Source organism: Actinacidiphila alni (assembly GCF_900112845.1).
In the GTDB taxonomy this organism is placed as follows: domain Bacteria; phylum Actinomycetota; class Actinomycetes; order Streptomycetales; family Streptomycetaceae; genus Actinacidiphila; species Actinacidiphila alni.
In genome coordinates this window covers 201315-213676 of record NZ_FONG01000010.1, presented here as the reverse complement: position 1 = coordinate 213676, position 12362 = coordinate 201315, and the positions used below count along the sequence as shown (strand labels likewise).

At 72.5% G+C, this 12362-nt stretch carries 14 protein-coding genes; 6 read left to right on the top strand and 8 right to left on the bottom strand.

Annotated elements, in window-relative coordinates; all coding sequences use genetic code 11:
* Positions 1-8 precede the first annotated feature (8 nt).
* Positions 9-1247 carry a glycosyltransferase gene (locus tag BM076_RS18765; protein ID WP_322935946.1) on the bottom strand — a complete coding sequence of 413 codons (1239 nt, stop codon included), beginning with the start codon at positions 1245-1247 and terminating at the stop codon, positions 9-11.
* A gap of 382 nt (positions 1248-1629) precedes the next feature.
* Here BM076_RS18765 and BM076_RS18760 point away from each other — a divergent pair, with 382 nt between their 5' ends.
* Positions 1630-2346, top strand: a complete 717-nt coding sequence (locus tag BM076_RS18760) for a DUF1206 domain-containing protein (protein WP_093714742.1) — start codon at positions 1630-1632, stop codon at positions 2344-2346.
* A gap of 253 nt (positions 2347-2599) precedes the next feature.
* Positions 2600-3685 carry a sugar ABC transporter substrate-binding protein gene (locus tag BM076_RS18755; protein ID WP_093714741.1) on the top strand — a complete coding sequence of 362 codons (1086 nt, stop codon included), beginning with the start codon at positions 2600-2602 and terminating at the stop codon, positions 3683-3685.
* Positions 3686-3774: 89 nt separating this feature from the next.
* Here BM076_RS18755 and BM076_RS18750 read toward each other — a convergent pair whose 3' ends face one another.
* Positions 3775-4173: a YkvA family protein gene (locus BM076_RS18750; RefSeq protein ID WP_093714740.1), complete on the bottom strand. Its 399-nt coding sequence runs from the start codon at positions 4171-4173 to the stop codon at positions 3775-3777.
* A 283-nt stretch (positions 4174-4456) separates the two neighbouring features.
* Between BM076_RS18750 and BM076_RS18745 the strand changes: the two genes are divergently transcribed.
* Positions 4457-4780, top strand: coding sequence for a WhiB family transcriptional regulator (locus tag BM076_RS18745; RefSeq protein ID WP_177246508.1), 324 nt, complete (start codon positions 4457-4459; stop codon positions 4778-4780).
* Here BM076_RS18745 and BM076_RS18740 read toward each other — a convergent pair.
* The 3 genes from BM076_RS18740 to BM076_RS18730 all read right to left on the bottom strand — a co-directional run bounded on the left by BM076_RS18740 (position 4761) and on the right by BM076_RS18730 (position 8115).
* Positions 4761-6506 carry a RecQ family ATP-dependent DNA helicase gene (locus BM076_RS18740; protein ID WP_093714738.1) on the bottom strand — a complete coding sequence of 582 codons (1746 nt, stop codon included), beginning with the start codon at positions 6504-6506 and terminating at the stop codon, positions 4761-4763. The two genes, BM076_RS18745 and BM076_RS18740, sit on opposite strands and share 20 nt — an antisense overlap.
* Before the next feature lie 51 nt (positions 6507-6557).
* Positions 6558-6824 (bottom strand): GlsB/YeaQ/YmgE family stress response membrane protein, encoded by a 267-nt coding sequence (locus BM076_RS18735; RefSeq protein WP_093714737.1) that lies wholly within the window; start codon positions 6822-6824, stop codon positions 6558-6560.
* A 196-nt stretch (positions 6825-7020) separates the two neighbouring features.
* Positions 7021-8115: a carboxylate-amine ligase gene (locus tag BM076_RS18730; RefSeq protein WP_093714736.1), complete on the bottom strand. Its 1095-nt coding sequence runs from the start codon at positions 8113-8115 to the stop codon at positions 7021-7023.
* A gap of 152 nt (positions 8116-8267) precedes the next feature.
* On the opposite strand from BM076_RS18730, the gene BM076_RS18725 reads away from it, so the two are divergent.
* Complete coding sequence (locus tag BM076_RS18725) at positions 8268-8456, top strand: DUF4236 domain-containing protein (RefSeq protein ID WP_093714735.1); 189 nt, start codon at positions 8268-8270, stop codon at positions 8454-8456.
* 91 nt (positions 8457-8547) lie between these two features.
* Here the strand turns inward: BM076_RS18725 and BM076_RS18720 are convergent, their stop codons facing one another.
* Complete coding sequence (locus tag BM076_RS18720; RefSeq protein ID WP_093714734.1) at positions 8548-9081, bottom strand: DoxX family protein; 534 nt, start codon at positions 9079-9081, stop codon at positions 8548-8550.
* A 215-nt stretch (positions 9082-9296) separates the two neighbouring features.
* Here BM076_RS18720 and BM076_RS18715 point away from each other — a divergent pair, with 215 nt between their 5' ends.
* Positions 9297-9707, top strand: a complete 411-nt coding sequence (locus tag BM076_RS18715) for an SsgA family sporulation/cell division regulator (RefSeq protein WP_093714733.1) — start codon at positions 9297-9299, stop codon at positions 9705-9707.
* A 39-nt stretch (positions 9708-9746) separates the two neighbouring features.
* Here the strand turns inward: BM076_RS18715 and BM076_RS18710 are convergent, their stop codons facing one another.
* Both BM076_RS18710 and BM076_RS18705 read right to left on the bottom strand, forming a co-directional pair.
* Positions 9747-10769: a DUF6745 domain-containing protein gene (locus tag BM076_RS18710; protein ID WP_093714732.1), complete on the bottom strand. Its 1023-nt coding sequence runs from the start codon at positions 10767-10769 to the stop codon at positions 9747-9749.
* A 63-nt stretch (positions 10770-10832) separates the two neighbouring features.
* Positions 10833-11159 carry a hypothetical protein gene (locus tag BM076_RS18705; RefSeq protein ID WP_093714731.1) on the bottom strand — a complete coding sequence of 109 codons (327 nt, stop codon included), beginning with the start codon at positions 11157-11159 and terminating at the stop codon, positions 10833-10835.
* Positions 11160-11355: 196 nt separating this feature from the next.
* On the opposite strand from BM076_RS18705, the gene BM076_RS18700 reads away from it, so the two are divergent.
* The gene (locus BM076_RS18700) at positions 11356-12330 is read left to right on the top strand and encodes an STM4015 family protein (RefSeq protein WP_093714730.1); all 975 of its coding nucleotides are present in this window, start codon (positions 11356-11358) and stop codon (positions 12328-12330) included.
* Positions 12331-12362 lie beyond the last annotated feature (32 nt).

Sequence of the window (12362 nt, the reverse complement as noted above, 5' to 3'; positions counted from 1 at the left end):
GCACGGGCTCAGGCGGGGTGGCGGGCCGGCGCCGTACCGCGGCCGCGCGTCCTGCCGCCGCGGGCGGGGCGGGCCGGACGCGCCGCGTCCCGGTGCACCTGCTCGATCACCGCTCCGTACGCGGCGATCATCCGGGTCTGGCTGAACCGCTCGCGGGCGGCGGCCAGGGCGGGCGCGAAGTCGGCGGCGCGGGCCGCCGCCCGCGACCAGGCCAGCGCGATCGGCCCGGGCTCGGCCGGGGTGAGGAAGCCGTGGCCCGCGACCAGGTCGGCGCAGTCGCCCACATCGGTGGCCACCGGCACCGCGCCGCACATCATGCCCTCGATCAGGCACAGCGGCGCCGCCTCGCCCGAGGACGAGGTCAGCGCCACCACGTCGGCCGCCGCGTACACCGCCTCCATGTCGTGCCGCACCCCCAGCAGCGACAGCCGCCGCAGCAGGCCGGGCGCGCCGGCGAAGGCGGCCGAGAGATCCGCCGCCAGCTCCGGATTGGCCGCGGTCATCCCGGCGCCGCACATCAGGACGCGCGCGTCCGGATCACGGTCGAGGAAGATCCTGGCCGCGCGCAGGAACAGCGGCACATTCTTCATCCCGGCGTAGCGGGCCGCGAAGACCGTGACAGGCGCGGCGGCCGGGATCCCCAGCGAGGCGCGGACCGCGGCACGCGCGTCGGCGTCCGGACGGAAGCGCAGCAGATCGACGCCGTTGGGAATGACGTGCGTCAGCTCCGCCGGGATCCCCGCCGCCACATACGCGGCCCTGGTCGATTCCGCACAGCACACGCAGGCCCGCACCCGGCCCGAGGCCACCGCGGCGCGCAGCGCGTCCAATGCCGGGCCCTGATTCTCCGGATCCGACCTGTGCAGGCACACCACCACCGGCCGGTACGGCAGACCGGCCTGATTGAGCAGCGCGAGCGGCTGTTCCTTGAGCGACAGGATCACATCGGCCGCCGCCGTCGCCCTGGCGGTGGCCGCCAGTTCGCGGCGGGTGAAGGCCGCGGAAGCGCCGGGCCCGCCGCCGGGGCGGAGCGCGGACACCGGCACGCCGGCCGCCGTCAGCGCCCGGTAGCAGGCGTCCTCGGACATCGGCTGCCGCGTCGCCTCGCGGTGCATCTCGCCCTCGATGCTGAGCACCGCATGCCGTTGTGTGCCGCCACCGAGACCGCGGACGACGTCGCTGTGCAGAATCCTCGCACCGCCGGAAAAGAAACCTTCGTAGATCGACAGCACACGCAGTTCGTTCATGACGCGCACCCATCGCAGGTCCCGCAGTTGCGGGACGTCGAAAAAGCCTGTTGACCAGCGGATTAGCCGCGATGGGACCAGCTGAAACTTGCCTGCGTGTGAATTCCGGATTTCACGCGATGACGCTTTGTGTAACACGCGGTGCGGGCAGGGGAATACGCGTGTCGCCGGCCACTTCCGGCGCCGTTCGATAAACGGGCCGCATTCGTGTGCGCGCATATTCGTGAGACACCTCGCAAGTGCCCGCGCGAGAGCCCGCGCAAGTGTCTGCGCGAGAGCCCGTGAGGTGCCCGGAGCCGTCGGTGCGTGGCGGGGCAGACGACCGTCCCGGAGGCGCGCCCCGCGCCTGACGGCACTCGGGAAGTGGGGAGGCGGGGACGTCATGGCGTCATCAGTGCGAGGCGGCCGGTGGTCGGGCCGCGGGGCGGGAAAGCGGTCCCGGCGGGACGCGCTGACCTCGGCGGGCCGCGCCGGCTACACCGCGCGGGGCGTCGTCTATGTCCTCGTCGGAGTCCTCGCGGTCCAGGTCGCACTGGGCGACGGCGGACACCAGGCCGACCGGCAGGGCGCACTCCACCAGATCGCGGCGCAGCCCTTCGGCCACGTCCTGCTCTGGGTGCTGGCCGCGGGCTTCGCCTGCATGACGCTGTGGCGCGGCGCCCAGGCCGTGATCGGCGCGGGGGACGCGAGCACGAGCGGCAAGGACGGGACGAAGGAGGCCGGATCGCGGCTGATGAACGCCGGCCGCGCGGTCTTCTACGGCTTCGTCTGCTGGGGCACCGCGACCTACGCCGCGGGATCGGGCGGTTCCGACGGCAGCGACCGGAAGTCCAAGGACTGGACGGCGTCGGCCCTGAAACTGCCCGGCGGGCGCTGGCTGGTGGGCATCGCGGGCTGCGTGATCATCGTCGTGGGTGTCGTCCTCGCGATCCGCGCGGCCCGGCGCAAGTTCCTGAAGAAGCTGGAGACCGGGCGGATGGGCCGGCGCACCCGGACCGCCGTTACCGCCTCCGGCGCCGCGGGCGGCCTCGCGCGGGGCGCGATCTTCTCCGGTGTCGGCGTCTTCTCCTTCGCCTCCGCCCGCTGGCGTCGTCTCTGACGGCTCGGCGGACGGCTCGGCGGCGGCGCACGGAAATGCGCGGATCTCACCGATGAAGGCGCAATGCCTGACATGACCGAGTTGGAATTCATTTGTTGTAGGCGATAACTCGTGGGGCGACGCAGGCGCGGCCTGATATCGATTCAACAGATCGATCCGATGTTTACTTCTTGACGTACGGAGCGTCACACGAGTTGACTCTCCCGCACTCGGGTCGCGGTGTAGCGGCCCAGTCAGGGAGGGGCACCCGCGCATGAAGGCAATGACGCGACGGCTCGTCGTCGGGACCGCCGCCGTTTCGCTCGCGCTGACCATGGCCGCGTGCGGCAAGACCGATGACAGCAAGTCCGGCGGCGGCAACAAGGACAAGTCGATCGGTCTGCTGCTGCCCGACACCGTGACGACCCGGTACGCGAAATTCGACCGACCCCTGATCGAGGCGAAGATCAAGGAGCTGTGCGCGGACTGCACCGTCAGCTATGACAATGCGGCGGCCGACCCGCAGAAGCAGGCGCAGCAGGTCAGCAGCATGATCGCCAAGGGCGTCAAGGTGCTGATCCTGGACGCGCAGGACTCGGTGGGCATCCGGTCCTCGGTCCAGGCGGCAGTCGACAAGGGCATCAAGGTCGTCGCGTACGACCGCCTCGCGCAGGGCCCGGTCTCGGCGTACGTCTCCTACGACAACGAGAAGGTCGGCGAACTCCAGGGCCAGGCGCTGCTGGACGCCATGGGGCCCAAGGCCGTGCCCTCCTCGAAGATCGTCATGATCAATGGGGACCCGGCCGACCCGAACGCCGCCTCTTTCAAGGAAGGCGCCCACAAGATCCTCGACGGCAAGGTGAACATCGCCTACGAGCAGTCGGGTCTGTGGAAGGACACCGTCGCCAACCAGAAGGTCACCGCGGCGATCACCTCCCTCGGCGCAAAGAACATCGCCGGTGTCTACTCCGCCAACGACGGCATGGCCGGCGGTATCGCCACCGCCCTCAAGGGCGCCGGCATCAACCCGCCGCTCACCGGCCAGGACGCCGAACTCGCCGCCGTCCAGCGGATTCTGGCGGGCACTCAGTCCAGCACCGTCTACAAGGCGTACAAGCCGGAGGCGGACGCGACCGCGGAGATCGCCGTCGACCTGCTCAACGGCAAGGACTTCAAGTCGGTCGCGGACGGTGTCGCGAAGAGCGGCTCCGGCCAGGACATACCGGCGAAGCTGCTGGACGCCGTCTCGGTCACCAAGACCAACATCAAGGACACGGTCATCAAGGACGAGATGTACACGATCACGCAGATCTGCACGGTCGAGTTCGCCCAGGCGTGCAAGGACGCCGGCATTCAGTAGCGAGGCGGTCGGCCGCGGCCCGGGGCGCGATCACCGCGCCCCGGGCCGCGGCGGTTCTCACGCGGTCCCGTCCTCACGCGGTCCTGCTTTCACGCGGTCCTGCCCTTGCGCGGCAGTTCGGCGCCGCCCGGCCGGCCACCGGCCTCCCAGCTCACGAAGCGGCCCGACTCGCGGACCAGACCGGTGACGAACCACAGCAGCACCGCCGAGTCGTCCGTCCAGCCGAGCACCGGGATGACATCCGGGATCGCGTCCAGCGGCGAGACCACATAGACCGCCGCCAGCAGCGCGAAGCCCAGCAACTTGCCGCGCGACAGGCCCGGATAGCGGTGCCGCAGCACAGCGCTCACCAGACGCGGCGCGGCGATCAGCCGCCGGAACAGGCCCGGTTCGCCGGGGCGGCGGGTCTCGCGGTACAGGCCCCACGCGGAGCGCGCGGTGCGCGGTGACACCGGCCCGCGGCCCGGTCTGCGGTCGCTTCTCACCATCGTGGTCGCTCCTTCGGCGTACGCACCGGTGCCGGCCCGGTCGGCCGGTCCGCCCGGCCGGCGGGGAGACCGTACGGCCTCCCTGTTACCGCCTACCCCCGATCCGGCCGCGGGCGACCGGGAGTCGCCCGACCGGCGGCGCCGGCCCGCCGCTTCCGCCGCCCGGCGGTGCGGCCGTCACAAATCCCTCACGTTGAGCGCCGGTCACCGGGGCAGGCGAACAGCAATGTCCGCTGTACGAGGGCGCGTTCCGCACCTCGTACCCGACGAAAGGCAGTGCTCCGTGAGCTGGCAGGACCATGCCGCGTGCCGCACCGTGGACCCCGAACTCTTCTTCCCGGTCGGCACCGCGGGACCGGCGAAACTCCAGGTGCAAAAGGCCCAACGGATCTGCGCGGGCTGCCCGGTGCGCGAGGTGTGCCTGGAGTACGCGCTCGACATCGGGGAGAGCGCGGGCGTGTGGGGCGGTGCCAGCGAGGAGGAGCGCCGCTCGCTGAAACGTCGGAGGTCTCGCCGTCAGGCGGCTGCCGCCCGGGCCGACGCGACGAGCGGGGGACCCGCCGAATCCCGGGCCCGGGAGCGGTCCGTCACGCGCCCCGCCCGCTGACCGGTGTCAGGAGTTCGCGCTCCAGGACGACGGACAGCGACAAGGTCCGATAACCGGCCGACTCGAAGAGCACTGTCACGGTGTCGTCGGCCACCCCCATCACCTCGCCGTGTCCCCACTTGGCGTGCCGCACCCGGACACCTGGCGCGTACCGCCCGCCCGGGCCGTCCGCACCCCGCGCGCGCCTCCCGCGCCCGGCCGCCGGCGCCGCGGCCGGCGACGTCCCGGTCGTGGGCCCGTCGGCCGACCCGCCGCAGTGGTCGCAGGCGCCGCACCGGCCGGGATGGGCCTCGCCGAAATAGCCCAGCAGATAGGCGCGGCGGCACCCGTCGTTCTCGGCGAAGCCCCGCATCATGTCGACCCTGGACTGCTCCAGCTGGCGGCGGCCGTCCGCCGCTTCCAGGGCCCTGGCCACCGCCGCCCGCCGCTGTTCGGCGCTCTCGCACCCGGGCGCGAGCGACACCGTGCCGCCTTTACCGCCCTTGCCCCCTTTACCGTCCTCGCCGTCCGCGGCCGTGCGGACCGCGTCCGCGTGCTCCAGCAGATTGAGGACCGCGGTCAGCCGGCCGGCCGTCAGACCGGTGTCCGCGCGCAGCACCGCCGCCGGCAGCGGCCCGCCCGGCGCGGCCAGCCGCTCCAGGACGGCGCCGAGCGCGTCGGCGTCCGGGCGGCCCGAGGAGAAGAATTTCCGCAGCCCCAGATCCTGCGGTCGGTAGGCGAGGAAGGCCCGGGCCGGCGCACCGTCGCGGCCCGCCCGGCCGATCTCCTGGTAATACGCGTCGAGCGACCCGGGGACCGAGGCGTGCACCACGAACCGCACATCGGGTTTGTCGATGCCCATGCCAAAGGCGGAGGTGGCCACGACCACCCGCAGGTCCCCGCGCAGAAAGCTGTCCTGTACCTGTGTGCGCTCCGCCGACCGCAGCCCGGCGTGATACGCGGCGGCGGAGACCCCCGCCGCGCCCAGTTCGGCAGCGTAGGACTCGGATTCGCGGCGGGTCGCGGTATAGACGATGCCCGCGCCGTCCTCGGCGGCGACGCGTTCCAGCACCGCGCGCCGCTTGGCCTTCTCCTCGTGGAAGTACCCGGCCGCGAGAAGGATGTTGGGCCGGTCGAAACCGGCGACGATCTGCCGGGCACGCCGCATGCCCAGCAGCCGCAGGATCTCCGCGCGCACCGGCGCCGCCGCGCTCGCGGTCAGCGCCAGCACCGGCGGGCGGCCGATCCGGTCCCGTACGCCGCCGAGCCGCAGATAGTCGGGCCGGAAGTCGTGGCCCCAGGTGGAGACGCAGTGCGCCTCGTCCACCACGAACAGCGCGGGCCGGGCCCGCGCGAGCCGCCGTACGACGTCCTCGCGGGCCAGTTGCTCCGGCGCGAGGAAGACGAAGTCGAGGTTCCCGCTCTCCAGCCGTTCCCAGGCGCTCGCGTTGTCGGCGTCACGCTGCCCGGAGTTGATCGCGGCGGCGCCGAGGCCCCGTTTGCGCAGCCCCTCGACCTGGTCGCGCTGGAGCGCGATCAGCGGGGAGACCACCACCGTCGGCCCCTTCAGCAGCACCCCGGGCACCTGGTACACCGCCGATTTCCCGGCGCCCGTCGGCATCACGACGATCATGTCCTTGCGCCGCATCACCGCCTTCATCGCCGTCGACTGCGGTGCCCGCAGCTCCGGCCAGCCGAATACGTCGCGTGCGCAGCGCCGTATCCGGCGGGCGGTGGATCCGAACATCGTGCTCCTAGCGTCGTGCCGGCCCCGGGGCCCGTGTCCAGCGTGTTGAGGTCAGCGGCGGCGCGGGGCACGCCGGTCGAGAGCCGCGATGCCGATGGCCGCCAGACCGATCTGGATCAGCCACTCGATCCAGTCCACGCCGTTGGTGTCCTTCACATCGAGACCTGCGGCGATCGCCGCCCCGATGAAGGCCGCCACGATGCCGATCAGGATCGTCCAGATGACACCGATGTGCTGGCGGCCGGGCACGACGAGCCGTCCCAGCACGCCGATGACGAGGCCGATGATGATGGCACTGATGATTCCGGAGATCTCCATGACGTCCCTTCCTGTCGTACGTGGCCTCCCACGTGCGGTCTCGACGGTCGTTTGCCCCTGACCGCCGCGAACACGCATGCGATGTGACGGGGCGTGAGGCCACGCGCTGCGCGGCCACGCGACATCGAACCGCCCGCCGAAGCCCGCCCCGCCTCGCGATGCGATCCAGAGGCACGCGGCCGGGCGGGCCCGGACGCTAGACGGCCACGGTCTCCGCGGTGATGAGGTCCAGCAGGCCGGGCATCCCCTTGGCGGTGAACGCGTTTCGCTGCCGCTCGGCCGGGGTGCCCTCGGCCAGCAGACGGTGGACCAGCGCCATGACCTGGCGGGTGTCGCCCGCCGAGTCCAGTGCCGGCGTCAGATGGTCGACGAGGCCCGACACGACCTCACCGGCCGGCCGCCGGCGGCCATCGGGATCCACCAGATCACCGGTCAGTCCGTACCGGGCCGCATGCCAGGTGGCGGCGTGCACCAATTCCTGCGGCCTGCTCTCGAACGGGACCGAGGCCGCGTGCTCGCGCAGCGCCGTCGCCACCAGAGCGCGGACCAGGCCCGCGAAGAGCGCGGCCTCGTCCGTGCGCAACTGCACGTCGAGCGCCCGCACTTCGACGGTGGGATAGCGGTCGGACAGCCTCGCCTGCCAGTACACCTGGCCGCGGTCCAGCACCGTACCGGATTCGACCAGCGTACGGATCCGGGTGTCGTAGTCCGCGGGGCCCGCGAACACCGGCGGCGGGCCGCTCACCGGCCAGCGGTCGAAGACAATCGTGCGCCAGCTCGCGAAGCCGGTGTCCTCACCCTGCCACACCGGTGAATTGCCCGCCATCGCCACCAGCACGGGCAGCCAGGGCCGGATCCGGTTCAGCACCGCGACACCGGTGGGACGGTCGGGCACACCGACGTGTACGTGCATGCCGTTGATCAACTGCTCGTCGGCCAGCCGGGCGGCCCGCGATCTGGTGGCACCCGCCCGTTCCGCCCGCGCCACCGGTACCGGCTCGGTCGCCGCGAGCGGCGCCGCCCCCACGGCGGCGAGCCGGCAGCCGGACTCCTCAGCGGCGATGCTCACCGCGTGCCGCAGCCGCAGCAGGTGTCCGGCGACCTCGTCCAGATCGGAACAGACCGGTGTCGCCACCTCGATCTGTGCCTGGAGCAGCTCCTCCTGCACCTCGCGGCTCTCCGCGGCGGGCTGCAGACCCGCCGCGGCCCGTACGTCGTCCACCCGCGGCACGGGCAGACCTGTCTCCGGATCGAGGAGAAAGAACTCCTCTTCCACACCGAGCGTGACCATGACCGTCGGCTGCCCGGTCGGCCGGACCTGAAGCGTGTTGCCGGGAGACGGCCGCCCGGTGGGGAGAGGAAAGGTGCGCGCGTTCGAAAAGGCTGCCGTGATGGCGCGCCGAGGGGGCAGACGTGCCGACAGGCCAACCCCTGGAGGACATCATGCCCATGACGTTCCGTAAGTCGTTCCACATCTTTCCCGGCGTCCGCCTCAACGTGAACCGGAAGTCCCTGTCGATCACGCTCGGTCGCAAGGGTGCGCACCGTACGTGGTCGACGACAGGTCGCCGCACCACGTCCGCCGATCTGCCCGGCCCCTTCGGGTACCGGCACACCGACCGGAGCAGCTGAACCGGCGGGGGTGGGCGGCCCGACCCATGGTCCGGCGGCCCACCCCCGATGACGGAGACGTCGGCAAAGGCGACGTCGGTGAGAGCGCCGCTCAGGCGCCGACGCGCAGCCGGTCGCGTACGGACTCCGCCGCGTTCTCCGTCACGGCCGCCGCCCGGTGCGCGTGGTCCGCGACCGAGGCGGTGGCGTGCAGGGTGCCGCTCCGGGTGCGGTAGGCCAGCGACGGCTTGCCGTGCGTGTCGGCAGCCGCGATCAGCAGCCCGCCGAGCATCGACAGATTCTTGAAGAAGTGGATCCGCTGCCGGGCCCGCTCGGCCGGATCCTCCACCGTCCAGTACGGGTGCGCCGCGAGCGTGGTCGGCACGAGTGTGCCCGCCAGCAGGAGCGCGGCCGGCCGCGGCGCCCGGCCGAGCGCGAGCAGGACACCGGCGCCCACCTGCACGGCGCCGTTGATCCTGACGAGCTGCTCGGGATCCTTCGGGAGCCCCTTGATCCGTTCGGCGATGGGCGTCGCCACGGGCGCCGCCGTGTCCGCCACCGCGGCGGGATCCCGCAGCGTGGACCAGCCCCCGCTGAGGAACATCGAGGCGAGCATCGGCCGGGCGATTCTTCTGAGGAGTGCCATGCTCTGCGGATTCCCGTCCCGGCCGGAGCCATGCCCGACCGGTGCACCGCTACCGCCGAACGGTGCCGCTGAACGGCCGAGCGGGCGGGTCCGGGCCCCGCAGGTCTGTGAGCTGCGTGCCGGGGCAGACGGACACACGAGGTGGTGCGGACGGTGACCCCGGACGGAGAGCGCCACTGCCGGCCGCGGCCCGCCACTGGGAGAGATGAGACACCATGCCCGACTCCTGCCGCCGTACGGTGACGGCGACCATGCTGCTCCCCGGCGGCCGCCGACTGCGCCTGCCCGCCCTGATGGTCTACGACCCCAAGGACTGCCTGGCCGTGCGGGTCACCTTCGGTCTCGGCCGCCCCGACGCGGCCACCTGGGTGTTCGCCTGGGAACTGCTCTCGCGCGGACTGACCGGCGCCGCCGGTATCGGCGACGTCCGGGTCGCGCCCGTGGCGGGCACCGACGCGCGGCTGCTGCTGCGGCTCGGCCGGCCGGGCGACATCGCGGAGCTCGAACTGGACGCCGCGGACGTCCTCGCGTTCGTCGCCGTGGCCAGAGAACACGCTCCGCGCGACAACCGGGAGATCCGGGACGCGCTGGCCGGCGAGCTGTCCCGGATCAGGCAGCGCGCCTGACCCGCGGACCGCGGCGCCGCACAGCGGACGGATGCCGTCTCAGGTCTGGCGCACCGGCTCGTACGTCTCCGCCGTCAGCCCGAACGTCCAGGCGACGCCCTCCTTCGCCGTCCTGGTCGCGGGCGGCACCCGCAGCCAGTACGTACGGCTCGTGCCGTCGGGCTCCGGGGTCGAATTGACCACCTCCACCATCACCACGTCCTCGTCGCCGTCGAGCGCGATCCGCCACAGCACACCCGTCTCGTCCCGGTGCACGGGCACGGCACCGGACTCGTCGAGATAGCGGTCGTAGCCGTAGTGCTCCAGCATGACGCGGCGCAGCTCCGCGTTCTCCTCGGCGCGTATCCGCTCCGGGGTGAGCGCGGTCAGTTCGCGCAGGAAGTCGGCAGGGACGGGCATGCCGCGCCAGGCGTACAGCGCGAAGCCGTCGGGGAAGGCCAGCGCGGGACCGTCCGCCCGGTCCAGGCGGCCCGCCTCGTCCCGGTACAGCTCGGCCGGGCGCTCGCAGACGATCGCCACCCGCTCGTACGGCCACCACCAGCCGGCCGAACGCGCCACCGCGGCAAGCCCGTCGAGCGGTGTGCCCGGCTCGGTGTCGAACGCGCACAGCCAGGCCGCCTCGTGCTGACCGAGCACCGCGTCGAGCAGCAGCAGCCGCAGCTCGGACTCCTCCTTGCGGCCGGGCGCCAACTCCTCGACGACGCCCGTGCGGATCCTGGCCGCGAGCGCCTGCGCGCCGTCCCACAGCCGGGCGCCCGTCGCGCTCCACCGCTCGCCCCAGCCGGCGGGGCCGAGTTCGGTGTGCAGCCGGGACCGCTCGTCGGCCCACGGACGGCCGCGTATCGCGTCCCGCACACTGCGGCCCCGGCCCCACGGCCCCTGGAGCGCCGCCTCGGCGCGCAGCATCGCCACCGCCGCCCGCGGCGAGCCCGCCCAGTGGATCCGCAACGGCTCCGCGAGGCCCGCCCTGCGATACGCCAGCCGCACGCCCGCCTCGGCCGCCGCCCGGTCCGCCGGACCGGTCGCCACGGCCGCCTGCCTCCACTGCTCGACGGTCGTCATGCCGTCCCCTCCCATGAAATCCGCTCCTCGCTCCGTCTGCACCGCCGCATCGCCGACCGACCGTCAGTCGGCCACCACCCGGACCGAACCCGGCACGTACTCCCGCTGCCGCACCACCCGGTACCAGCCCTTCGGCAGCGATATCGCCGCGTGCTCCTCGTGCACCACCCGCCCGCCGTCCGGCAGATGCAGCAGCATCGGCGCGAAGGGCGTGGCCGGACTGAACAGCCGGCCAGGGCCCACGACGGCGTGCGCGTGCCCGGTCACCTCGCCGAGCGCGAGCACGAGCCTGCCGCGCGGGTCCCGCGGCTCCTGCGGCGCGTCGTCGATACGCGGCGGCAGTCGCGACTCCTCGGTCGGCGCGATCAGCACATCTCCCTGCCGGTACACGGCACTCCCTCCCCGCGGCGCTCCGTGCTCCGCGTCGACACCGACAGTAGGCGGGGGGTCCGACAACGCCCCCGAATCGGCCCGGCCGCAGGCGTTGTCACCCCGGCTTGGTAGAACTTGCTCACACATCGGCCGGGTGATCGGCGCGGCCGAACCCGTACGACCGTCGAACGTCGAGCGTCAGGAGCAGGCGGACATGACCATCGGGAACCATCTGCGGGAGCTGCACGGGCTTCCCGCCTTCGATTTCCCCCGGTCCGGCAGCAAGGACAAGAGTCCCGAACTGCCGGAAGCGGATGCCGTCGCCTGGCGGATCGCCGTCGACTCCTACGACAGCGACGAGAATTGGGAGGACGCCTTCGCCCGCTTCACGCAGGCCGTCGACCTCTCGCGGGTGCGCGCGATCATCGTCGGTTCGTGGAGCGACGCCTATGACAGCGGCCCCGAGCCGGTGATCGCCGCGATCGTCGCGGCCAAGGACCGGCTGCCCGCTCTACGGGCACTGTTCCTCGGCGACATCGTGATGGAGGAGTGCGAGATCTCCTGGATCAACCAGGGCGATGTCAGCCCGCTCCTGGACAACTTCCCGGAGCTGGAGTCGTTCGGTGTGCGCGGCGGCCAGGACCTGGTGTTCCCCGCCGTCACCCACGCGCGCCTGCGGTCCCTCACCGTCGAGACCGGCGGCATGCCCGCGCAGGCCGTCCGCGGCATCGCCGGCGGCGACTTCCCCGCCCTGGTCCACCTCGACCTGTGGCTCGGCACCTCCGAATACGGCGGGGACAGCGAGATCGGTGACCTCGCGCCGTTCCTCGCCGGCACCCGGCTGCCGAGCCTGCGCTCGCTGGCCCTGCGCAACAGCGAGATCCAGGACGAGATCGCCGCCGCCGTCGCCTCCGCACCCGTCGTGGCCCGGCTGGAGAGCCTCGACCTGTCGATGGGCGTACTGACCGACGAGGGCGCCACCGCGCTGCTCGCCGGCCAGCCGCTCACCCACCTGGCCTCCCTCGACCTGCACCACAACTACCTGACGGAGCCCGTCAGGGAGCGGCTGAAGGAAGCGCTGGAGCCGGCGGGCGTCCGGCTGGACCTCGACCGGGACGACGCGGACGAGGAAACCGATGACGACGACGAGGACGCCACCGTCTGGCGGTTCGTCGCCGTCGGCGAGTAACCGCGGCCGAAAGAGCGGGCGGCCGGGGCCGG

Excerpts from the sequence above, each read along its gene's own strand:
- BM076_RS18725 (WP_093714735.1), top strand. The coding sequence starts at position 8,268 with ATGCCCATGACGTTCCGTAAGTCGTTCCACATCTTTCCCGGCGTCCGC.
- BM076_RS18750 (WP_093714740.1), bottom strand. The coding sequence starts at position 4,173 with ATGGTGAGAAGCGACCGCAGACCGGGCCGCGGGCCGGTGTCACCGCGC.
- BM076_RS18720 (WP_093714734.1), bottom strand. The coding sequence starts at position 9,081 with ATGGCACTCCTCAGAAGAATCGCCCGGCCGATGCTCGCCTCGATGTTC.
- BM076_RS18735 (WP_093714737.1), bottom strand. The coding sequence starts at position 6,824 with ATGGAGATCTCCGGAATCATCAGTGCCATCATCATCGGCCTCGTCATC.
- BM076_RS18760 (WP_093714742.1), top strand. The coding sequence starts at position 1,630 with ATGGCGTCATCAGTGCGAGGCGGCCGGTGGTCGGGCCGCGGGGCGGGA.
- BM076_RS18755 (WP_093714741.1), top strand. The coding sequence starts at position 2,600 with ATGAAGGCAATGACGCGACGGCTCGTCGTCGGGACCGCCGCCGTTTCG.
- BM076_RS18765 (WP_322935946.1), bottom strand. The coding sequence starts at position 1,247 with ATGAACGAACTGCGTGTGCTGTCGATCTACGAAGGTTTCTTTTCCGGC.
- BM076_RS18700 (WP_093714730.1), top strand. The coding sequence starts at position 11,356 with ATGACCATCGGGAACCATCTGCGGGAGCTGCACGGGCTTCCCGCCTTC.
- BM076_RS18710 (WP_093714732.1), bottom strand. The coding sequence starts at position 10,769 with ATGACGACCGTCGAGCAGTGGAGGCAGGCGGCCGTGGCGACCGGTCCG.
- BM076_RS18715 (WP_093714733.1), top strand. The coding sequence starts at position 9,297 with ATGCCCGACTCCTGCCGCCGTACGGTGACGGCGACCATGCTGCTCCCC.
- BM076_RS18740 (WP_093714738.1), bottom strand. The coding sequence starts at position 6,506 with ATGTTCGGATCCACCGCCCGCCGGATACGGCGCTGCGCACGCGACGTA.
- BM076_RS18730 (WP_093714736.1), bottom strand. The coding sequence starts at position 8,115 with ATGGTCACGCTCGGTGTGGAAGAGGAGTTCTTTCTCCTCGATCCGGAG.